The organism is Ferdinandcohnia sp. FSL W7-1320 (assembly GCF_038050315.1).
In the GTDB taxonomy this organism is placed as follows: Bacteria; Bacillota; Bacilli; order Bacillales; family Bacillaceae_L; genus Ferdinandcohnia; species Ferdinandcohnia aciditolerans.
Map to the genome: position 1 here is coordinate 5,029,309 of NZ_JBBPAM010000001.1, position 23,515 is coordinate 5,052,823.

Here is a 23,515-nt window from a genome sequence, read left to right on the forward strand (position 1 = left end):
AAACAGAATTTATGGACGATAGCGCTTCGCCTCAAATTTTGCGAGGTAAATGCACCGGGGATTTACTGTCACTAATCTCAAAATACTATCACTATCCCAGAAATACTGTCACTGTTTGAAATTTACTGTCACTAGCCGGAATACTGCCGCTATTCCAGATTTACTACCACTAATCTCAAAATACTGCCACTAGCCCAAAAATACTGCCACTAATCAAATTTTACTGCCACTAGCCCAAATTCGCTCCCACTACCAAAAAACCGAATGCCACAAAAGGCATTCGGGTCTTCAATCTAAACCTGGATCTTCAACGTTTGTCCGATACTGAGTATGTCGCTTGTTAAGTTATTGGTTGTCTTAATGTTTGCAACGGTCGTGTTATATCGCTTGGCGATACCATACAAGGTTTCGCCGGATGCCACAGTGTGAACCACAACGTTTGTTGGGACTTTTAATACTTGCCCAATGTAGATCATGTCCGATGTTAAGTTGTTGGCATTTTTAATGGCGGTCACGGTTGTGCCATTTTTAACAGCAATTCCTGACAGCGTATCGCCCGCTACTACTGTATAATTCACCGTATACACCGGTGCAGTAGTGCCAGTTTCAGGCGTAGCAGGTGGTGTAACCACACTAGCCTCGTCCGTTGGAATCCGTAAGACTTGACCACATACAGTAAATCTGTCGTTAGGCCATTCGCTTCCCGCAATTCGCTTACGGTTGTATCGTTTCGATTAGCGATTCCCCAGAGTGTATCGCCTGCCGATACGGTATATGTTTTATAGTTTTGAGTTGGCCCCGTATACACTGGTGACACGACAGGAACGGTGTTTGGCAATGTCGTCGTGTAACTGTTCCAGACATTTTTATTTTCCTGGCCGAGACTCCAGTTGCCGACACCGCGAATATTATATTTGCCGACAAGCTCAAGCTTCTTACTAATGGACTCTTCATTTTCAAACCATATCGTATAAGTGCCCGGAGAAAGTGTCGTGCCGTTTATTACTGTCACAGGATCGCCTTTTTTAATCGTGATAATCGCTTTTGGCGTTTTACTCACTTCGTCAAATACAACGGTCCCATTATAGCGATCAATCATCGTCTGGACCTGCGTGTTCGAAATTCCGTAACCGCCATAGCTTTGACCCTCAATCCAATAGCGTCCAAAATGCGCAATGCCAAGGACAATTTTATCTGGCGCTACATTTTGCGCGAGCGCATACTGGATTGACTTTTCAACCCACGAATAACTTGCGACTGACCCAGGATCTCCTCCCTGATAGCTCTCATCGTACGCCATAATCATGAGATAATCGGCATACTTCGCAAGACTTGTGTAGTCATATGACCCATGCCAGCCTGCTGTCCAGCCATTTGGATTCGCTGCCACCGCAACTGAAACTTCCTTTGTCGGTGGGATTTTTTCACGTAGCAATCTTACAAATTCCGTATAATTTGCACGGTCAGCATCCGTCACATTTTCAATATCTACATTGACACCATCCAAGTTGTAGCGCGCGATCGCATCGGCAATTTGCTGAGCCGCAAGCTCCTTGTTTGCAAGCATGGCACGACCGACATCACGATTCCAGTGATTACTTAAAAACGGAACAACACGAATTCCTTGGCGGTGCATTGTCTCGACAAAATTCGGATCTACCTGGTAAGTAAGTTTCAGCGTTCCATCCGCGTTAATATCAAAATAACTTGGCGACACAATGTTTACCGCATGTCCTGTGGAATTTACCGTACTCACATACTGCTTCGTATTACCAAAATACATGTACCCAAGATTGACAACTTCACTCGCCGTAATCGGCAGGCGCAATGTCTGATTCGGCTGTATCGTACTACTCGTCAAATTGTTTAGCGACATCAATGCATCAACGGTTGTATTATAGCGCTTTGCCACGGCATACAAGGAATCGCCCTGCGTAACTGTGTATGAACTTAACGAAACATTCGTCACCTCACTCTTATTTCCAGCGACATCGGTTTGGATAACAGATGCCGAAGCAACCTTAGAGACATTGTCGACAAATATATCTAAGGAATAAAATCCATTTTTGTCTGCATTCGCAATTCGCGTTACCAGCACCTTCTTATTGGCATCAAAGAGGGAAACCTCCACCTTTGCATTTGCCTCAGCGGTTCCAATGACGGTATAAATGTACTGCAGGTTTTCATAACGGAAGCCATTTTTCGTTGCGATTGCATTTTCAACCACCGTATCCTTCACAATTGTTGTCGCTTCAACGATGCTTCTATTTCCAGCACGGTCAGTTTGTCGTGCTTCAAAGGTTAATGGCCCGTCCTTCAGCCCCGAAAGGTTAAAACTGGCCCGGAAAGCCCCGTTTACAACCTGAGCAGTCTGCCTCACCGTTGTCGTCCCATCGCTCACTACCATCTCAACAGTTGCGCCTTCTTCAACGCTTGAGCCCGTAATTGTAAAATTGGACATGTTCCCGCTGTTGACATATACAGGCTTATTCGTCACTACACCGGCCGGTGCTGCTGTATCTTTTTCTAGCGTAAATGTTTGCGCTTCACCAACATTCCCTGCGTTATCTGTCGCACGGAAAGTAGCCTTGAGTTTGCCATCCCTGAGCGTACTTAGGTCAAAGATTTCCTCAAATCTGCCTTCGCCATCCGTTTCAATCTTTTTGGTAATCGCATTGACACCATCGGAAATTTCAACAACGACTGTGGCATGTGGCTCCACAACACCTCGAATTGGATACACCAAAACATTATCTGAAAAGATCGGCAGAGGTGTTTCCATCTTAATCTCGTCTGGTCCCACGGTATCCTTGATCAAAGTCTTCGTCACTGCAGGACTCACATTTCCTGCTTGGTCAACCTGGGTTAATTCAAACGACAAATCCCCATCTAAAAACTCCGTTAGGTCAACTGGCACACGGTATTCCCCGTTTTCATCTGTAGTTGCAGTGACCATTTTTTCCTGTCCATTGCCGTTAAAAATGCGAATTTGGATGTCCGTGTTTGCCTCTGCTTTTCCGAGCAGCTCGTAGTTCGCCTGGTTTTCTGTGGTGATGAAATGATCGTTGTGAAAAATGGGTGCAGTTGGCGCCTCGGTATCTTTATCAACCGTAGTATTGCTGGCATTACTTGTAATACCGGCAGCGCTCGTTTGGAACGCCGTAATCGTGAGGCTTGTGTCTAGCAAGGTGCTCACATCAACTGCGATATTGTACTCACCGTTTTCGTTTGCTGTTGTAGATGTGATAATATCAGGATTCACCCCATCAGACACTGTGATATCAACGGTTGTACCTGGCTGTGCCATACCAAAAATGTGATAACTTGATGCATTTTTACTATTAATTATCTCGGTATTGCTAATCACTGGCGGCGCAAGAGTCGTTTCCTTGATTAAGGTCGTTTGCTCAATTTTGCTACGATTTCCGTGCTCATCGATTGCACTTGCCGTGATAAAAATTTCCCCATCATTCAAGTTGCGCAGGTCAACATTGGTCCGAAACTCACCACTGTCGTTCGCTACAGCTTTTACTGTTATCTCAGGGTTTACCCCATCAGATAGAACAATTTGTACAGTGGAACCTGAGTCGGCCATCCCAACCAACGTATAGCTATTCGCATTTTGTGTCGTAACCGTTTGCCCTGTATCAAGTACAGGCTCACCTACGAAAGTGTCTTTTGTTACGGTTACCTGCTGCTGTTGCGAACTATTTTGAGCTTCATCAGTGGCGGTTGCAGTAACCATGATCGCTCCATCCTTTAGACCTGATAAATCTAAATTTGTCCGAAACTCACCATTCGCACCTGTTGAAGTCATCGTTTCTACGGCTGTGTTCACACCATCTGTGGCGCGAATCGTAATGGTTGAGTTTGGCTCCGCTGTTCCTGCAAATGTATATCCGTTCGCATTTTCATTCGTGATGCTCGCAAGTTCCTGAAAAACGGGTGCATCAATAGTGGTATCTTTTTTCACTGTTAGTTTTGTTATACCACTTTCGTTACCAAATGAATCCACGGCCTTTGTGGTGATTGCAATTGGGCCATCACGCAATTGACCAAGGTTAACTAACGCACTAAATTCTCCTTTTTCATTCGCCAGTACCTCAGTGGTAATTGGTGTATTCACTCCATCAAAAAAGACAATTTGCACTCGCGACGCAGGCTCAGCCGTACCTCTTACAGGATAAGCAGACGTAGATTGACTATTGATGATTTGCGTATTAACCATGGTTGGCGCATCTATTTTTGTGTCTTTTTTAATGGTTTGGATTGCTTCCGTGCTCTTGTTTCCTGCTTCATCCGTCGCTGTTGCTGCGATTGTTAGTGAGCCATCCTGGAAACCGGAAAGATCAATTCCTGTCTGAAACGCACCATTTCCATCTGCTTTAACCTGAATCGTCTTTGGCTCGTTAACTTCGTTAGTTATTCGAAGCGTTACTAACGCGTTTGCCTCGGTTGCACCCGTCACCTTAAGATTTGATTGATTCGCTGTTGAAACCAATGGAATTGACGCAAGTGTAGGCACGATTGGTGCAGTAGTGTCTGCAGGCGGTGACTCAGGCTCTTCTGGTACAACGGTTGGCTCCTCTGGTGGAGGCAACGGTGCTTCTGGAGCAGTCACCTCCCCCGGTATCGCCAACACCTGGCCGATCGATAAATTTGTTGAAGATAAATTGTTTGCTGCTTGTATATCGCCTACCGATACGCCAAATCGTTGCGAAATACTATATAAAGTATCGCCTGCCACAACCGTATACGATGTAGCCGGAGCTGGATTTGTCGGTGCAGGTTCTGGTTCAGTCGGTGTAGGTGCCGTTTCCTCAGGCTGTACTTGGCTCGTCGTCCCTGGAACCTTCAATACCTGCCCAATGCTAAGCACATTTGTCGTCAAATGATTAAGTGACTTCAACTGATCAACGGTCGTACCAACTTTTACAGAAATCCCATACAACGTATCACCTGCTTTAACCGTATAGGTTGATGTTTCCGTCGTTGGTGCCGGTGTAGGTATAGTTTCTCCGACGGGTGGTGTTGCAATTGTCCCTTCTGTCGGCGGTGGTGTTGCTACTGTCTCTTCAGCTGGCGGTGGTGTAGTCGTACTTGCCGCCTGGAGTTGCGGAATTCTCAGTTTTTGGCCAATCATCAGCATGTCAGATTTTAATTGGTTTGTACTACGAATTTGGTCTACTGTCGTGTTATATCGCTTTGCAATACTATACAATGTATCGCCTGAGCTAACGTTATATGTAAAGAACGGTAGCCTTAGTTGTTGACCGACAAATAACATATTTGATGTAAGCCCATTGATTTTTTTGATCGAATCGACCGATACATTGTAGCGAGTCGCAATCGAGTAAAGCGTATCACCCGCTTTTACTGTGTACATATCATAGATGGACTGTGTTTGCCCACTAGTGGTTTGCGCTCCCACATTTGGCGCTGTTGTTCCTAAGTAAAAAGTGGTGATTAGCATCGAACCCGCTATCACCTTTGCCATCCTAACCGGCAGGTGCGGGAACTTTTCTTTTGCAAGATGGCGAATTTGTGTGTTCAGTTCCTTTCTTTCCTCATGAATATGGTTGCCAAACTCAGAGGCGAACTCTGTCATATGAGACTCCACATAGACAACTAGTGTATATTCATTATTATTTTTTTCTAGCTTATACCCTCGAATCTCCAAACGAAACACCTCCTAATCAAATGCGCCCTGGCTTATTTGCGCCCGATTTTTTAGGCCCACACGATGTGGGTCACAAAGACGTTGCAACAGGATGTTGCGCTCTAAACCTTTGTTCTTCGCTCGATAGGTTTCCTCAAAAAATCGTGGCATCCGCCGGAGGCCCGTTATTCAGACAGATTCGAATCCACTGAATAACGTTGATACTTCTCGTCTTAGTTTCTCAACTTCCATTTTATTCATTCCTTTTTTTAGACTTTCGACCAGTTTACCTCTATAAAAAACACCCGACTCATCCAAGTCAGGTGTCTGCTCTCTACGATATATTTTTCTTCGTATCAAATGGTGGTTCGGCCTTCATGCTTTGTGGCAGCATTTGAATCGAGTCTATGACACTATCAAGCTTTGTTTCGATTCGATGCAGCAGATAGAATGTCACGACGACTGGAAAGCCAACCTCCTGGATAAAAGGCAGTAGCTGATCCACCCCATTTTCCTCCTTTCTAAAAGTAAAGCCAACTCTCAAAAGAGAGCTGGCTCCAATTTCATTACAATTGAACTTCTTCAACATTGCGCTCTACAATACGTGCGCCTTTTTTTGCTACAATTGGTCCACCAGATGTTAGGAACGCATCCGTCGCTACGATTAAATCCATTGCTGCATTGACAGCTTGTACATCTACTGGTTCCACTGGATTTTCAATCGAAACGGTTGCTGTTTTCCCACCCAAATTCGTAAACTGCATTTCTAGTGTTTTTGCCATTCGTTACTCCCCCTTTCTTAAAATTCAACATAAAGATTACTCTGCAGTGCCTACTAACATAAAGCTATCGTTACGCTCAATGTCAGATAGTTCTAATGTTTGAAGACCGATGATTGCTGTTGCAACTGCATGTAAATCATCCGCAGATACAGAAGGGTTAATGTTGTTATAGTTTTTGTTTTTATAGATAAGCTTACCCTTACTGTCCACACCGTTTTCAAACACAAGACGTAACTGTGTATCTAGAATCTCTTGTTTTGCTGCCATGTCCCTCACCTCCTTTACACTATTGTTATAGAGGGGGAAGGGGCAAAAAGGGGCATCATTTAAAAGAAATTTAGGCAAAAAAAATACCTCCACTAGGGAGGCCAACAAAAATATATAACAAAGGGGGGGAATACATTATACAGCATGACCCCTTTTCACCCATCTTATACCTAAAAAAGAAAAAATTATTGGAGGTCCCATTAAATTCCCCCTATTGGCTCATACTAATCGTACATTTGCATGTCGCTGAGGTGTACGTATGATATCTATTTTTATGTCTGAACTCAATATTGCATACTCTCTATTTTCCATTTTCATTGCGCTTTCTGCAAGCATCATTTGCTTTGATATCGCGTTAAACCTAGTCCCGAAGTCTACTAAACGAAACGAGATCATTTGGCTTCTACTCGCTACCCTAACCTTTAGCCTTGGAACCAAGACAGCTTATGTCGTCGGAATTTCTGGTCTTTTCGAATTTTCTACTGTGAATTTTCGGATTGCGGCATTCTGTGTATCTTTTATGGTGATGTTCATAACGAGCTTTTTAGGTTTAAAATTACAATTAAATCGGAATACCCCGTATCTTGTACCGGCAACCTTATTTACAATCGGAAACAGTGCTGCCTATTTTATCATCATCGTATCAAACAGTGCCTTCACTCTGTCTTTTTATAATAAATGGTTTTTATTTAGCGTGCTTACTAGCCTCATTCTTAACACGGTTGCCAGCTATTTAGTTAAGCAGAAACTACTTAAAAACCATTCGGTGAAAATAGGATTAATTGGTGTGTTATTTGGAATTTCCATGATAAGCATTCATCTGCTCTCGATAAAAGGACTTCAGCATGTGATAACATACGATGATCAAGTCTATACGAGCAATGTTATTGTGCCATTCCTTTTATTAAGTGTATTTTTGTTTATGTTCATTGCATTAATCGGCAATAGGTATCAGCAAAAACTACTTGCTGAACAAAGAAAATTAGCAAGTCAGGAGCGCTATTATCGCTCCCTCTATGAGTTAAATTCGCTCGCAATTATCATGATGGACCTTAAGGGAACCATTATTGATTTAAATCTAACTGCAGAAAACCTTGCAGAGATGAAAAAAGAAGAAATGATCGGAATGCATTATCTACAATTCATACCTGAACATGACCAAGCATTTGCGAAACGGCAATTTGAGAAAACGTTGACAGGTGAAGTGGTTGAGTATGAAGTTCAAATGTACAATTCTTCTGGTGAAATCATAGAATTAACTGTCAGAAATATTCCAATTTCTGTCGATCATAAGATTCATGGAATCTACGGGATGATTAAAGACATCTCAGAAGAAAAAAGAAATCTGGAAAAGGTTCAATTCATGGCTTATCATGCCCCCCTCACAAATCTGCCGAACAAACGAAGGCTTAGTGAGGATATGGCCAAAAACATGGCGGAACAAATCCCTTTTAGCCTTGTATACCTTGATTTAAATGAATTCAAAAAGACAAATGACCGCTACGGACATTTAGCTGGAGATGCTGTTTTAGTTGAGGTCGCCAACCGACTTAGGGAAACAAAAGATTACGGTACTGCCTATCATATCGGTGGAGATGAATTTGCCGTTGCTTTTTCAGTTGTGAATAAAGAAACACTAAAAAAAATGGTCATTCAAATTGCAGATAAAATTCGCCTGCCGATCACCTTTCAAGAGTTTACTTTAGAGGTTTTTGCTAGTATTGGGATTGCACGTTTCCCATTTGATGCTAGAAACGTAGAAGAATTACTTCAGAAGGCAGACCTTGCGATGTATGCATCAAAGGAAATTGACGGAAGTGACATTGTGTTCTATCATGAAACTCTCTTAAAAAAGGTCGAGGAACGCTTTCTTCTTGAGCAGAACTTAAAAGAAGCCCTTGAGAAAAATCAATTTGAGCTGTATTATCAACCACAATTTGAAATCCAAACAGGCACTTTTCGTGGCGCAGAGGCTTTATTACGCTGGAATCACCCTGATAAAGGTTTGGTTAGTCCAGATGCCTTTATCCATGTGTTGGAGGAAACAGGCCTAATTGTGGATGTCGGTGAGTGGGCTATTACTCAAGTGTTAGAATCGATTCATTCATGGGCGAAAGCAGGTTTTACGATCGGAAAAGTTTCGGTAAATATCTCAGCAAAGCATTTTGAAAAGCAGAATCTCTTTCGTTTTATCCAGGATGTGAACGCAGGAGGAGCTGCCTGTCTCAGTTGCTTAGACATCGAAATCACAGAAAGCGCCTTACTCAATTTGGAAAAATCAATTGATCATGTCCTGCAATTGAAGAAACTAGGAATCAGCATCAGTCTTGATGATTTCGGCACAGGCTATAGCTCCCTAAGTGTACTTCACCAATTGCCAATTGATTTTGTGAAAATTGACCAATCTTTCATCAAAGCATTTAATAAAGACGCTAAAAGCATCATCAAAATGATCATCCACATGTCTAATAATCTGAACGTCAAGGTCGTCGCCGAGGGCATTGAAACAAAGGAACAACTCGACTTCCTCATCCAAGAAGGCTGCAGCTTTGGCCAAGGCTACTATTACAGCAAGCCACTCCCAAAAGCAGAATTCGAAAAAAAATGGCTAAAAAAATAAGTGGGTCACAGGGACAGGTCCCTTGTCCCACCATTTTTTTACAATGAGGGTGAGGTTTCTTAAGTCCCACCAAATATAAAAAAGGTGGTCCTCTTTGTAAGAGACCACCCCCAAAATCCGATTATAAGAAGAGCTGTGATAGAAGCTTTATCCAACCAAAAAACGCGATCCACAAGGGAATGCTCAATGTTGTTCCCCACACCATACCAACAGCTAATTGATTCGTATTCTCTTCCATCACTTCGCCCCCTTCATTTCTCTTATGAACATTATAACGGAAAAATGATAGCGTTTTCATAAAGACTTACCAACAAATTATGCCAAAATAATTCAAAAAGGAGCTTTCGCGTTAGACCCAAAGCTCCCTTTTAGACGTCGTTATCGCTGTCGCTCCTGCCTTAAGTGCTCTTTGGACATCGTCTTTCGTCCGAATGAGACCACCTGCTAGCACTGGAATGTTCAATGTTTCTTTGACCTCTTTAATCATCCAAGGCATGGCTCCTGGCAGCACCTCAATGTAGTCGGGTTTATTTTTTCCAATCAACTTATAGCTTTTTTCAAGAGCATGCGTATCAATTAAAAACATCCGCTGAATCGCAAAAACTCCTTTTTGCTTCGCCTTTAGGATGACACTTGATTTTGTCGAAATCAGCCCATACGGTCGAAACTCTTGGCAAATAAATTCGGTTGCATACTCATCACTTTTTATCCCCTGTACCATATCCACATGATAGATCATCTTCTTCCCATGTTTCCTTGCCATTCGATTAATATTTTTCAGCTGAGCGATGTGAATTTCCGTGAAAATCCCAATTTCATATTTGCTTTTTAAAAAGGACTCGAATTCCTTCATCGTAGTAGACGCGGGCAATATCTGTTGATCCAACTGTCTCCCCTCTTTCTTCCGTCTTTTATAAGTAGTATACACTCCCTTCACCTATTGAAAAACAACAAAAAAAGACCCTACTCACACTGGAGCAGGGCAAAAGAGAAAAAAGTCTACAGGTAAAAAATTTATAGTCAAATGTAGAAAACTCCATTCCCTACATTAACTAACAAGAATGAATAACTAGTTTAACATGAAATTATCCAATGTAGTATTTTACTATAATTATATACTAACAATGTATTAGAAAAATGTATATTGGGAAAATCGATGTAATTTTATAGCGATTATTGGGGTATTTTTAGGGTAACTTTCCTAAAACAGGCCTTTTTTGATGATATTTGTCTAAAAATGCATAAAAATTTTAATTTTTTTCTACAAGTTTCCACATTTTATGCAAAGTGGACATGCTATCCTATAACTATAAGTTTCAGATAATTCTAAAATTAAGACAGTAAATAGAGATCACTATTAAGATTAGGGGAGGAGTTCTAAAAGTGTCTTATTATACGTTTAAAGAAATCTGGACACCCTTAAGTATCATCGGAGTTCGCTTTTACAAACGACTCCAAGATCGGATTTATTTCATACGAGTCAAAAACGGTCCACGCCGTCCATTTCTAACCCGATTCAGTAAAACCAGCGCTAGAGTTTAAGCTCTAGCTTTTTTTATTGTCTGAGGGACACAGGGACAGGTCCCTTGTCCCACATGCGCGGGACGAGGGACCTGTCCCCCTGACCCATAAAGTTATTCTGTTCTTGTACTAGGACAACTTTCCGAGGGCATATCCATATTAGTAAACAAGCTTAAGGAGGCTTTTGTTTATATATGAGACGACGACGCGGCGTGCCGATTCAACTGATCCTAGTTTCAGTTGGGGCCATTCTGATTGTGATTCTATTTTTTTCAATGTTTCGTTCATCACCGGAGGAGGATGCAAAGGAGATTGTCCACTCCTTTTATAAATTTGAGCAAGATGCGGATTTTGGCAGCTCATGGGAATTGTTCCATCCCCTGATGCAGGAGCGGTTTGAAAAAGCCGACTACATCCAGCAGCGCAATCATGTCTTCGTGGGTCACTTCGGGACCGATACCTTCAAATATACGGTAGAGGAAGTTGAACATCTCAAAAGCTGGCAAATGGCCAAAAACACTAAAACTTTTCAAGACGTCTATAAAGTGCCCATCACCCAAACATACAAAAGCGCATACGGCACCTTCACCATCCACCAAGACGTCTTCGTTGTAAACGAAAACGGCAACTGGACGATTTTGTGGTCGTATCATTAGGGGTGGTGACTGAACCACGGGGCCGATTCTCGTCGTTTTCGCATATGGCGGACAGTGTGCGAAGGATGAAGGACTCTATCAGGAGATTTCGCCGCGCTTATAGGGACTCTATGAGTCTCTTTTTTGCTTGAAAATGCCTCATCCCGAGGGAACATTTTTTGTCAGGGGCAAGGGACCTGTCCCCGCGACCCACTGGCAACTCCGAACCATAGTGGATTTTGGGGTATCGGACAAAATTGTGAATATATCGGACAGAGTTGATGTTAGACTAAAAAACGGACACTATAAATTGGGCACTTTCGTTATAATGAGTGACAAAGGCTAATTTAAAGGACGTGTCTTGTAATGGGAAAACACTTTGATCTTGAATATAAAATACAAGTAGCTCAGATGGTAGTGGAGGATGGAAAAAAGGCAACACAATTGGCAAAGGACCTTGATATCCCAATAGGAACCATTCGTAACTGGGTGGATGCCTACAAGAAAAAGAAGAAGCAAGCCTTTGTGGGAAGTGGCAATACCCCTCCTGAACAAAAGCCATATAGAGACTTAGAGAAAGAAAATTTAGAACTGAAACAGGAACTTGAAATATTAAAAAAAGCTTTGCACATCTTCAGCAAAAACCCCAAGTAATTTATGAATTTATAAGGGACTATAATGAAGGGCTCCCAATTGCGAAGATGTGCGAATTATTAGGGGTTTCATCAAGCGGATACTATGACTGGCTTAATCGGGAACCGAGCGAGCAGAAAAAGAAAAGGGAGTTTCTGACGAAGGAAATTAAAAGAGTCCATAAGGAGTCGCGGGAGATCTATGGTAGTCCGAAAATAACTAAGCAGCTAGGCAATGAGGGTATAGAGGTCTCAGAGCGTACTGTACAGAGGATTATGCAGGATGAGGGAATATCATCAAAGACCGCCAAGAAGTTTAAGGCCACCACCAATTCTAATCATAATCAGTTTATTTACCCGAACATTTTGAACCAAAATTTTACTACTGTCGCACCAGGTAAGGTGTGGGTTGCGGATATTACGTATATATGGACGAGAGAAGGGTTTCTTTATTTAGCTTCCATCATGGATTTATATTCCCGCAAAATCATTGGATTCCACATGGGAGATAGGCTTAAAAAAGAACTTGTGGGAACAGCCTTAGACAGAGCAATAAAGCACCAACCACCCCTAGAAGGTCTTATACACCATTCTGACCGAGGAAGCCAATATGCATCAAAGGATTATACCAATAAACTTAAAGAAAATGGAATTCAAATCAGCATGAGTGGTAAGGGAAACTGTTATGATAATGCGTGCATAGAGTCATTTCACAGTGTCATTAAGAAGGAACTAATCTATCAAACTACTTATCTTACAAGAGCTCAAGCAACAAAAGACATATTTGAATATATCACCTGTTTTTACAATTCGAAGCGTATACATTCAACTAATGGGTATCTGCCACCATTAGATTTTGAAAAAGCATATTTTCTAAAAAAACAAAGTGCTTGATTTAAACCTTTTCCTTAATGAATGGTGAGAGAGCACCAGTTCTCTCACCATTCATTAAGGCCACCAAGCGGAGCGCGGTAGGGATCTTTTAAAAAAATGACCAATTTAATTTGTCCGTTTTCTTGACAGAGGTACATAACTCTACTTATATCGGACACAAACCACAATTTATCGGACACAAACCACCCCTCTTCCCAAGTTCATCAGCCATCTTACAAACCTACAAAAAAATCCACTCCCCTCAATTTGTCCGAACGTCTAAACCATACCAACCTCCGAATAGACTAATAGAAACCATTTAGAAATGGGGTGACAGCATGTTTTCAGCTGATGGAATGCAGACGTTTGAGTTGTTTTCCGGTACTCATCTCGTGACGCTATTCATTTTCATGGTTCTTACCTTCCTATTAATCGCCCTCAGAGAGAAGCTCGGCCCTTATCAGTCAATCATCAAATGGACATTTTTCAGCATCTTGGTCGCTAGTGAAGTGTCACACCAAATTTGGCTAGTCTCGACCAATCAATGGGAAATTAGCTCCCTTCCGTTACACCTTTGTTCAATTAGCACTTTTATTTGTATCTTCCTATTCTTAAAGCCTAGTAAAAAAGCATTTTACCTCGTGTTCTTTACAGGATTGCTCCCACCGATTCTAAGCATGGTGACTCCCGAACTATTCCATGATTTCCCGCATTATCGCTTCCTAAAGTACTTCCTTCATCACGCCACAATTGCTTGGTCCGTACTATATTTCATTTTTTACGAGGGCTATCGTGTACCGCGAAAAGCTGTCTGGACCGCATTCTTACTCCTTAACCTAATCGCTGTTCCAATCTTTTTTATCAATCTCCTTCTCGACACAAATTTCTTCTATCTCGCAAACCCAACCGAATCCACAACGATCCTGTCCTATTTCGGCTCCGGCATTACGTATTACCTAACCCTTGAAATCGCTGGTATCATCGTATTTCTCATCACCTACTTCCCGATGGCGATTTGGATGAAAAAAGAAAAAAGCCATTAAGTCATTTGACTTAATGGCTTTTGGGACGAGGGACCTGTCCCCGCGACCCAACTGAGGAGACTCGCGGACTCAAACACAGACCCACTATGTTCCCCGCACACTTCCACCTCAAATCCCAGAGTTTTGCATGGGAACTAGTTTGTTTTGTACGGCGTAGATAACAACTTGAGAACGGCTTTTGACGTCGAATTTTTTGAATATCTTGCTGACGTGAATTTTTACCGTTTTGTCACTGATGAAGAGACGATCCGCGATTTCCTTGTTGCTCATCCCTTCCACCAAGCATTGTAGAACTTCCATTTCCCTCTCCGTTAGCACATTTTCCTTTGGCTGCTCCTGCTGCTGTTGATGGAAATTGAGGAGCTTTTTCGTCATAGATGGATGAATCACAGACTCGCCTCGTGCGACTGTACGGATCGCTTCGACGACCTGCTCTGATGGTGCATCTTTTAGCAAATACCCGTCAGCACCCTCGCGAATCGCCGCCATGAAATACTCGTCATGGTTGTGCATGGTCAGTACCAGTACCTTGATTGAAGGATATTTTTTCTTCAGGATGCCTGTCACTTCAACTCCATTTTTCTCAGGCATATTGATATCCATTAAGATCACATCTGGTTCGCACATTGGTACATTCTTTAGTGCATCATCACCTGAAACCGCTTCGCCGACAACACGAATGTCGTCCTCGAGCTCTAATATATTTCTAAGTCCGTCACGTAACACAGCATGATAATCCACCAGCATAAGCTTGATCAATAGTACTACCTCCTTCAAGTCCCATCTTTGGAACAGTTAATGTGATATCAGTACCTTCGCCCTCTTTAGAATCAATTTGGAGGGTTGCATTGATTTTTTCCGCGGCGTCATTCATATTTAAAATGCCAAAATGAGGGTTGTTTTGCGCCTTGACCATTGCCTGAAACAGTGAAAACCCTACGCCATTGTCCTTGATTTTTAAAACAATATGCTCCTTTTGATAGCTTAACAGAATTTCAATTTCTGTGGCCTTTGCATGCTTGATTGTGTTTTGCAAACTCTCTTGAAAAATATCAAATAATTCCTTTTCGACCATCGAGCTGAGCGGAACTTCTTGGCCTCTTATATCAAATGAAAACTTGATATTGTATTCACTTTTTACCATTTCAATTCGCTTTTCGATCGCCGCTGACAAGCCAACCCGTTCGGTCGGATACGGTCGCAACTCGTAAATAGATTCACGAACTTCTCGTAAACTAAGTCTTAATTTATCCATACTTTCTACGATAAGTTTTCTCGTTTCCTCCGGATTTCGATTGAATTTTCGTTCGGCTGTTTCTAGCTTCATGACTGCACCTGCAAGAGTCTGGGCAACCCCATCATGAATCCCCCGTGCAATCCGGTTTCTCTCCTCGAGAATTATCCGTTTTTCTTTTTCTTCTATTAAAAATCTTGTCTTTACCGCAACTGCAAGCTGGTTCGACAGTGTAGCAATCGAGTGGATTTCGTCGTCCCCAAAGCTACGTGCACGACTTTTTGCAACCACGAGCATTCCAATGGTTTCATCCTCGACGACCATCGGTGAATACACGAAGGCCTTCATATCCTTTTTAAAAAATTCATCAATGGGTCCAAGCTTTCTTACCCTGTCCTGATAGACAATGGGTTGCTTTTTTCCATCAAAACGAGCCAACGCCTCACCTGTTAAGACATCTTTGGGAGTAACCCTTCCATCATAATACAAAATCTTCCACACATCATTTTCCTTCACCCAAAGCATAAGAGCTTGCACATCAACGATTTGAGAAAATGTATTTTTAAACGTCTCAATCCACTCGGTTGAATGGATTTTCTTATTCACACCTGTTGTAATCGCAAACAGCGCATTTAAACGTTTCTTTTCATTTTCAAGTGTGGAGATGACCGAATACAGTAGCGATACAGCTACCAATGGCGAGAAAAAGAAGAATAGTGAGAAAGCGTCAATCGTCCGACCATCAAGGTAAGCCATAACAACCCCATATAACAAGGAAATCAATGCACTTCCCAACTCGGTTAATGTCTTTCCTTTAAACATGTAAAATGGATAAGGTTGTGGACGAATCAGCAGGACAATATCAACAATTAGATTATTTATAATAAAAAAGAGTGCAACAAAAAGACCATATGTAAGGATACCTGTCAAAAATTCACTATTCGTCGCAAGAACCTGGGTGATTGTTGTATGTTTTATAATGTAGTTTGCAAGAAATACACTGACTGCTAGCTGAGCCGGGTTAAACAGGACAATTCTTAGCGGACGTTGACGAAGGATATTAATGATTAACACGATTGTCACATAAATGATAATTGGATACGATATCCCAAATAGCGCTTGCATGACGAAGATAAAAGGAAACGTAATCGTCGTGGAGCCTCTCAAGAGCTGAATCGGAAAATACTCGATTAACGCTAAAAATGCTGTAAGTAATAGGAGAATCGCAATTTCATCAGTTGGTTCAATAATAAAAAACGAATACCCTACAACTGTCCAACCAAGTATTGCGATTAAAATCATATAGACCCTTGCATAGTTCTCACGCTTATGGGAGGACACCATTGGAAGCTTCACACTTCTCCCCCTTATCATAACATTCTGTAAATTTTTGTCTGTTATTATTATAATATATGTACTATGAAAAAATAACAAATGATACCATTGAAAACGAATACACTAAAACCGCATAAAAACCCAGACTAGTCGAATGGCTTGAAAACCACTGACCAATGCTGGGTAACCACAAACAACTGTAATGTTTGTGGAAACAATTATGCCAAAAAAACACACGATTATCTATGACCCAAATTTATTATTTCTATAAGCCAAAAGTAGTATAACATGTCCTTTTATGCCCAATAAAAAAACTGCCGCCTCAAAGGTAGACAGTGTTAGACAGGTCCCTTGACCCAAATCTATGTGTTGGCTTACACGATATTGGCTATGCTGTAGGTGAGCCTTTAATATCGTTAGCTATGTCTTTGATAAATTTCTTCATATCTATATCTGTACTTCTTTCGCCTTTCATATAAGCACGAATTAACGCTCTTCTAACCTGGTTCTGATCAATCGAAATATCCTTACCCGAAGATTTAGGATCCAAATTATGTTCACTCCTAGCTGGAAAAATACATAGGTTTCAAACTCTGCTATGGTGAAGGATGGAGACACCTCCACGCAGCAGAGTTCGATAAGTGCCTGAGTGGCCAGGACACTATGGGAGAAAATGATTTCTTGGGGAGTTTGGATGGAGAAACCAGCTCCGCCAAGTAATTACTATACATGTACGCTGAAGACTTCTTTTTTGCGACTGTCTATTGAAAAAACTTTCTAAATTTAGGTAATACGCAAACACTTTCGAAGGCCAAAATGCCAATTCATTCTATTTTGCGGTATAATAAAAAGATATGATTTCATCAATCTATGCAACATGGGGAGTGAGACTAGCTTGCTTCAAAAAGATATTCCAAAGGATGCGGTCATGCATTTTTCCGAAAAGCTTCGGGGCATGATTACATTCGACAATGAAGTTGACCGGACATTAATCAAAAAAGGACTAAACCTCTTCCGTCAGGGGAGTGTTTATAATGTAAAATACAACGGGCAGAAGTTGGAAGGACGCGTTCAGGATGTCACACCTGTTGATGTTACACTGGATCTCGACTCTCTCGAAACGAGCAGCTGTTCGTGCCCAACTACTGCTTTCTGTCGTCACCAGATGGCTTTGTTTTTCTATATGTATGCGAGTGTTGACCGAGTCGGGTCTTTGCTTGAGCAGTGGAAAGAAGGCAGTAAACCGAAACCTACCCTTGAATCCATTCCTGTAAAAAAAGGAAGCATCCTAGAGCGTGTGGAATACAAGGAAAATTCACTCGAAAGCTGGCTTGCCCTTTTTGACAAGGAATACGCACGGTTTGAATCAGGACACCCTGAAAAAACGATATACTTTTTCGCAACGCTGTACCATTCTTTTTTTCAAACATTAAAAAGAAAAGCCCCTTATTCTGAGGAGTACAAGCGCTTATTTCATATTCATGCAGCCCTTTTTTGCATTCGTAAAACAGTCGAGCTACTTGAGCAAATGGAAGTGCGAAACTATCAGGTGGACACATATATCAAGCCTTATTTTCATAATTTCACAGACATCGTACTTGATCATTCATTAGAAATGAAGAAGGTGTCTCTGCCATTTTCCTTTGACACTCTCCTTGAGGAAAGCATCCAACCAGTTCGTGAGACATTGCTTTGTCAGTCGATGTTTCAATATGAGCGCATGCAAATGTACCGTTTGCTATGGGCGACCTTTTTTAATCGAAAAAAATGGATTGAAATCGAACAGAGCGCTCTAGACACGGATCATCCAGTACACCAGATTGCTTTTGCCCATCTTCGTTTTTTACTAAAGGATGATACGAGTGCAATCGAATCAATGAAAAAGCTTGGGCAGGATGCGACGCCTTATAGTTTCTGGTGGATTTCCTATCTATCTGAATCAAAAAGTTGGGACCGTGTTCGTCCTTGGATTGACCATGCTTTAGAGGGCATTCGGACGTTTATTTTTGGCATCCAAAGCTATGAAGGCCGCCGTCATATGACAAGATTGTTTTTACAAAACATAATGCCGTACGCCGAGGAACAAGATGATACGGTTTATATGGATGCCGTAAAAAAGCTCCTCCCGTACAGTTATGTCGAGTACAATGACTATTTGCTTGAGACTGAACAATTCCGGAAATGGGTCGAACTGCAAATCATGCTCGGCTATGATATCGATGAAATAGACCGTTATATTTTAAAAGAAATTGAAAGCCACGATCGGTGTGCATTGTTCCCTCTATATCACCAGGCCGTCGCAAAGGCGATTGAGGGCAAAAATCGGCCAAGCTATAAAAAAGCCGTCAAATATTTGCGCAAGATTCGAGCTCATTATAAAAAATGTAAACAAGAAGACGTCTGGGAGGACTATATTGCGAGACTTGCCACGATGAACAAGCGATTACGTGCCTTCCAACAGGAGCTGTTACGGGCTTCTATGATTTCGGATTAAAGGGGTGAGATGATGGTAATTGGAGAAACATTTGTAATCCATGCAGAATGGGTTGCGGACAATGGTTTTTATATTTGGTGCACCACAGAAGATGGCAACGAGCTTACAGCTAACAATTGGAAGCGAAATCTCTTTGCTTGGCATGAGGCCACCTTTTACGGGACCTTCCTCGAAGAGAACAACTTTCAACATCACGATGCCGTCCTTCTTTCACCCTGGCAGGCATTTACCTTTTTTGGAGAGTTACCGGTTAATTCCCTGATCGAAGTAGAGCTTAGCGAGAATGCACAGCATTATCACACCATTTCGAAAAGCTTGTTGCCACTTATTAAGGAAGGCGATTTTATGCCCGACTTTGATTATTGGCGTAAGTCTGAGCATTTTGGCTGGAAACCGATTGGCACTGAGGTAACGGGATTTGCGGAGGAGTGGTTTTCTGAGGCAATCACCGATTGGATTCAAAGTGATTCCACGCTTTCTGACGCCTGGCAGGAAATTGCCTCAACCTTCCCGCTTGTAAAAAGTACCGCTGGCGCTGAGTTTGTCGTTGATGAAAACAATTGGCTTGAACGGATTGGCTGGAAGGAAGATCACACCCCATTTGATTGTCTCATCCAAATTGAGGAACCGGAAATGGACAATGGCACGTGGAAGCTACAAACTGTGCTTCGAAGCAAAAAAAAGCCCTATAAGACGCATTTGGCTCTACCTAAAGAATGGGCGCCTTTTGAGGAAAAAATCACGAGTGACCAGGAGATGTGGTGCAAACTTGTGCCATGGCTTCGTGATGAGGAAGGAATCGTTCACGAGTTAACTGAGCGCCAAGCCTGGGACTTCTTAACGGAAGCAAGTTCAAGGCTCATCGATGCCGGAGTTGGAATCCTGTTACCAGCATGGTGGCAAGCAATCAAGGACGCTCAACTTGCAATTAAGGCGAAAGTAAAAACAAATTCAGGTGCCGGTCGCCAATCATTCGTTGGCCTGCAATCCATCGTCAATTTTGACTGGCGTTTTTCAACAAACGGTGTAGAGCTATCCGAAGAGGAATTCATGTCACTGGTGAACGAGCAAAGACGATTAATCAATATCCGTGGAAAATGGATTAAGCTTGATCCTGCATTCATCAAACAGGTTCAATCGATTTTAGAACGTGCGAATAAAGAAGGGCTCCATATCCGTGATGTCCTAGAGCAGGAACTACTATCACTTTCTGAAAAAGCTGAACATGAAGAACAGGAAGCAGCACGAGCATTTGCAGGCGTTCAAATTGAACTCAACCGCCATCTGTCGCAAATGATTACGCAGCTAACGGACATCAAGGAGATTCCACAAGCCGTCATTCCAGAGACCTTCAAGGGTGAGCTTCGTCCATATCAGCAACAAGGTGTCGACTGGCTCTTATTTTTACGTAAGTTCGGTTTCGGGGCCTGTCTTGCCGATGACATGGGACTTGGAAAGACGATTCAAATGATTGCCTACTTTTTAACGGTAAAAGAAAGTGGTGCCAAGCCTTCACTAATCATTTGCCCAACATCTGTACTTGGCAACTGGCAAAAGGAGCTTGAGAAATTCGGACCGGATTTACGCGTCCACCTTCACTATGGATCGAACCGCTTGAAGGGTGAGGAGTTTACCCAGCAGGTGAATGAAGCTGACATCGTGCTCACCTCTTACGGATTGTCCCATTTAGATGAGGAGGAAATTTCCTCTTACGACTGGGGTACGATTTGCTTGGATGAAGCCCAAAACATTAAAAACGCACAAACGAAGCAATCACGAGCGATCCGCAAGCTAAAAAGCGACCATAATATCGCATTAACCGGAACGCCAATGGAAAACCGACTGACTGAGCTTTGGTCGATTTTCGACTTCATTAACCGTGGCTATTTAGGCAGCCTTGGTGGATTCCAAAAACGATTTGTGTCACCAATTGAAAAGGATCATGACCAAGAAACAATTGCTCAACTGCAGCGCTTAATCAAGCCATTTTTACTAAGACGTACGAAAAATGATGAGGCCGTTGCATTGAATTTGCCGGACAAGCTCGAGCAAAAAGAATACTGTCCGTTAACAGTTGAACAGGCATCGATTTATGAACAGCTCGTGAAGGATACATTGGAACAAGTCGAACAGCTTGCAGGCATCCAACGTAAAGGGTTGATTTTAAAAATGCTTGGGCAATTGAAACAGGTTTGTGACCACCCGGCACTTTATTTAAAGGAAGCTGCTCCGAAAAATGTGGATGATCGATCTGCAAAAATGGAAAAGCTCCTTGAATTGGTCGACCACATTCGGGACCAGAACGAGAGCTGTTTGATCTTCACCCAATATATTCAAATGGGGGAAATGATTCAGGATGTGCTGTCAAAACGCTTTAATGAACCGGTGCGATTCTTGAACGGAAGTGCTGCGAAAGTACAACGTGACAAGATGATTGAAGGGTTTCAAAACCGGGAATACAATATCTTGATTCTATCACTCAAGGCTGGCGGAACCGGATTGAACTTAACAGAGGCAAACCATGTCATCCACTATGATCGCTGGTGGAACCCTGCCGTCGAAAACCAAGCCACTGACCGTGCCTACCGCATCGGCCAAAAACGCTTCGTCCACGTGCACAAGCTAATTGCAACCGGCACACTTGAAGAAAAAATCGACGAAATGCTGGAGAATAAGCAGTCACTCAATGACGAAATCATCACCAGCGAAAACTGGATCACCGAACTCTCCACAACCGAACTAAAAGAACTCTTAGGCGCGTTCTAGTTCAGGTCATAGGAGACTCAGGTACTAATCTCAGACTCTGGGTCACGGGGCTTGGTTCAATGTCCCAGGCCATACAGATGGGACACAGGGACAGGTCCCTTGTCCCAGAACAAACGGATTATCAAATCTTGCTGTCGCGCAAAAACCAAAGGAGCTGATTCATTTGGCCGAAAAAACAACCAAACCCAAGAAAAGAGCAAAAAAATTTGTGCCAAGTGAAAAGCACAAAGACAAAACCGAACCTTGGCAAAAATTTTACCACCTTGTCGAAGAAAAACTAAAGAAATAAGCAAAGGGTGGTGACTGTTGTCACCACCCGCTTTTTATCTAGAATCCCTTTGCTTGCAAGAGACCCCAGCCCACTCTATTAACCTACCTTTATATCTTCCTCAAATTGTTTATATAAAATATACCGCTGCATTCCCCGCGTTTTTTCATAAGCCTTTCGGATTTCAGCAACATACTCATCATGATTGCCTTTCTTTTTAGCAATCCCAGAAGCCAAGGCATGCTTCATCCACTCGGACTTCACCTGATTTCCAAGCTCAGTCGCCTGCTCCAGCTTCCCCTCCTCCACAGCAACAATCGCCTGATAATAGGCTTTATACTGTAGGGGACGGATGTCCTCAATGTCCTTTTTTACTCGTAAAATATCATCCTCGTATAAGGCATGCAATGTCTTAAACAACGCCTGTCTTGCGGAATCTTTATATTTTCGAAGCAAGGATTCTGTCGCTTCCTTCACGTCCTGGTCAATCCGATTGCCCATTCCGTAATAGAGCTTAAACGCTGGATTTTTTCTACGTTTCTCCAGATAGGACTCTATCTTTCTTACATTTTTCTCCCAGTAAATCGGATAAATAAATAAGTAAGTACCAAGAACAGCTATTACGATAATACTTATAATCATACTTGTCGGTTGACCTAGCTCCAAAAACCCTAGCAAGACTCCTAACAATAACGATATCCCAAACAAAACTGCAACTCTCACCACAATCATCCCCAACAATTTGTCATTATTGGATAATTATACCTCACTAGACTCCCATAAAAAAAGACCAATCATGTCGTTTTCCATGATTGGCGGGACGAGGGGACAGGTTCATTGTCCCAGCTTTCATAAATTTGCTTCAACATTCGCTTTCCGCGAAAAAGTTTATTCTTCACAAACGAAATATCTTTACACAATAATTGGCTAATTTCCTTGTAGCTATAATCACTAAAATAATAGAGAGATAGTGTTTGTTTGTAATCCTTGGGTAACGCTTCGATTTGTTGGTAGAGCCTTTCTCTTTCGAACCTTTCCAATATTTCGTTCTCCACCATTTCATCGGTCGAATATCCCAAATCCTCCATCTCATCAACCAAGACAGTTGCTTTTACAACCTTACTCCGAAGATAGTCAATACATTGATTACGTGTGATTTTATATAACCAGGATTTCAATTTAGACTGTTCTCTAAATGAATTCAATTTTAAGAAGATCTTCAAAAAAACTTCCTGCATAATATCATCAACTACTGCCCAATTTCGAACATATCGAAAGGCCACGTATCGCAATTCTGTTCCGTAATTCGTAATGATTTCTTCCATTTTATGTTCCGTCATATTCTCACCTTATTGAGTGGGACACGGGACCTGTCCCCGTGACCCA

17 protein-coding genes and 1 pseudogene are annotated in these 23,515 nt (G+C 42.1%); 7 read left to right on the forward strand and 11 right to left on the reverse strand.

Annotation, left to right across the window (positions count from 1 at the left end):
* Positions 1-293 precede the first annotated feature (293 nt).
* The 5 genes from NST91_RS24105 to NST91_RS24125 all read right to left on the reverse strand — a co-directional run bounded on the left by NST91_RS24105 (position 294) and on the right by NST91_RS24125 (position 6,708).
* A complete protein-coding gene (locus NST91_RS24105; protein ID WP_341333182.1) occupies positions 294-578 on the reverse strand; it encodes a LysM peptidoglycan-binding domain-containing protein in 285 nt (94 codons plus the stop codon).
* Complete coding sequence (locus NST91_RS24110; protein WP_341333183.1) at positions 575-5,680, reverse strand: LysM peptidoglycan-binding domain-containing protein; 5,106 nt, start codon at positions 5,678-5,680, stop codon at positions 575-577. The genes NST91_RS24105 and NST91_RS24110 overlap by 4 nt, the downstream gene beginning before the upstream one ends.
* A 313-nt stretch (positions 5,681-5,993) precedes the next feature.
* Entirely contained in the window at positions 5,994-6,164 is a 171-nt protein-coding gene (locus NST91_RS24115; protein WP_121449195.1) for a YvrJ family protein, read from the reverse strand.
* Between the two features lie 61 nt (positions 6,165-6,225).
* Positions 6,226-6,441: a DUF2922 domain-containing protein gene (locus NST91_RS24120; protein WP_341333184.1), complete on the reverse strand. Its 216-nt coding sequence runs from the start codon at positions 6,439-6,441 to the stop codon at positions 6,226-6,228.
* 36 nt (positions 6,442-6,477) lie between these two features.
* Complete coding sequence (locus NST91_RS24125; RefSeq protein WP_121449197.1) at positions 6,478-6,708, reverse strand: DUF1659 domain-containing protein; 231 nt, start codon at positions 6,706-6,708, stop codon at positions 6,478-6,480.
* Positions 6,709-6,967: 259 nt separating this feature from the next.
* On the opposite strand from NST91_RS24125, the gene NST91_RS24130 reads away from it, so the two are divergent.
* Complete coding sequence (locus NST91_RS24130; RefSeq protein ID WP_341333185.1) at positions 6,968-9,328, forward strand: putative bifunctional diguanylate cyclase/phosphodiesterase; 2,361 nt, start codon at positions 6,968-6,970, stop codon at positions 9,326-9,328.
* A gap of 349 nt (positions 9,329-9,677) precedes the next feature.
* Here the strand turns inward: NST91_RS24130 and NST91_RS24135 are convergent, their stop codons facing one another.
* On the reverse strand, positions 9,678-10,214 hold the full coding sequence (locus NST91_RS24135) for a glycerol-3-phosphate responsive antiterminator (RefSeq protein ID WP_341333186.1): 537 nt from the start codon (positions 10,212-10,214) through the stop codon (positions 9,678-9,680).
* Between the two features lie 829 nt (positions 10,215-11,043).
* Between NST91_RS24135 and NST91_RS24140 the strand changes: the two genes are divergently transcribed.
* The 3 genes and pseudogenes from NST91_RS24140 to NST91_RS24150 all read left to right on the forward strand — a co-directional run bounded on the left by NST91_RS24140 (position 11,044) and on the right by NST91_RS24150 (position 14,032).
* Positions 11,044-11,505: a hypothetical protein gene (locus NST91_RS24140; RefSeq protein WP_341333187.1), complete on the forward strand. Its 462-nt coding sequence runs from the start codon at positions 11,044-11,046 to the stop codon at positions 11,503-11,505.
* 345 nt (positions 11,506-11,850) lie between these two features.
* A pseudogene (locus NST91_RS24145) lies at positions 11,851-13,010 on the forward strand (IS3 family transposase).
* Between the two features lie 317 nt (positions 13,011-13,327).
* Positions 13,328-14,032: a YwaF family protein gene (locus NST91_RS24150; RefSeq protein ID WP_341333188.1), complete on the forward strand. Its 705-nt coding sequence runs from the start codon at positions 13,328-13,330 to the stop codon at positions 14,030-14,032.
* A gap of 108 nt (positions 14,033-14,140) precedes the next feature.
* On the opposite strand, the gene NST91_RS24155 is transcribed toward NST91_RS24150, so the two are convergent.
* The 3 genes from NST91_RS24155 to NST91_RS24165 all read right to left on the reverse strand — a co-directional run bounded on the left by NST91_RS24155 (position 14,141) and on the right by NST91_RS24165 (position 17,151).
* The gene (locus tag NST91_RS24155; protein ID WP_341333189.1) at positions 14,141-14,791 is read right to left on the reverse strand and encodes a response regulator; all 651 of its coding nucleotides are present in this window, start codon (positions 14,789-14,791) and stop codon (positions 14,141-14,143) included.
* Entirely contained in the window at positions 14,748-16,622 is a 1,875-nt protein-coding gene (locus NST91_RS24160) for a GAF domain-containing sensor histidine kinase (protein ID WP_341333190.1), read from the reverse strand. The genes NST91_RS24155 and NST91_RS24160 overlap by 44 nt, the downstream gene beginning before the upstream one ends.
* A 367-nt stretch (positions 16,623-16,989) precedes the next feature.
* A complete protein-coding gene (locus NST91_RS24165) occupies positions 16,990-17,151 on the reverse strand; it encodes a YwzD family small protein (protein ID WP_165918276.1) in 162 nt (53 codons plus the stop codon).
* Positions 17,152-17,496: 345 nt separating this feature from the next.
* Between NST91_RS24165 and NST91_RS24170 the strand changes: the two genes are divergently transcribed.
* From NST91_RS24170 to NST91_RS24180, 3 genes are all read left to right on the forward strand, one after another.
* Positions 17,497-19,095, forward strand: coding sequence for an SWIM zinc finger family protein (locus NST91_RS24170; protein WP_341333191.1), 1,599 nt, complete (start codon positions 17,497-17,499; stop codon positions 19,093-19,095).
* 12 nt (positions 19,096-19,107) lie between these two features.
* Positions 19,108-21,861, forward strand: a complete 2,754-nt coding sequence (locus tag NST91_RS24175; RefSeq protein ID WP_341333192.1) for a DEAD/DEAH box helicase — start codon at positions 19,108-19,110, stop codon at positions 21,859-21,861.
* A gap of 163 nt (positions 21,862-22,024) precedes the next feature.
* Positions 22,025-22,150, forward strand: a complete 126-nt coding sequence (locus NST91_RS24180) for a hypothetical protein (RefSeq protein WP_262983929.1) — start codon at positions 22,025-22,027, stop codon at positions 22,148-22,150.
* A 78-nt stretch (positions 22,151-22,228) separates the two neighbouring features.
* Here the strand turns inward: NST91_RS24180 and NST91_RS24185 are convergent, their stop codons facing one another.
* Positions 22,229-22,852: a hypothetical protein gene (locus NST91_RS24185; protein WP_341333193.1), complete on the reverse strand. Its 624-nt coding sequence runs from the start codon at positions 22,850-22,852 to the stop codon at positions 22,229-22,231.
* 71 nt (positions 22,853-22,923) lie between these two features.
* On the reverse strand, positions 22,924-23,469 hold the full coding sequence (locus tag NST91_RS24190; RefSeq protein ID WP_341333194.1) for an RNA polymerase sigma factor: 546 nt from the start codon (positions 23,467-23,469) through the stop codon (positions 22,924-22,926).
* Positions 23,470-23,515 lie beyond the last annotated feature (46 nt).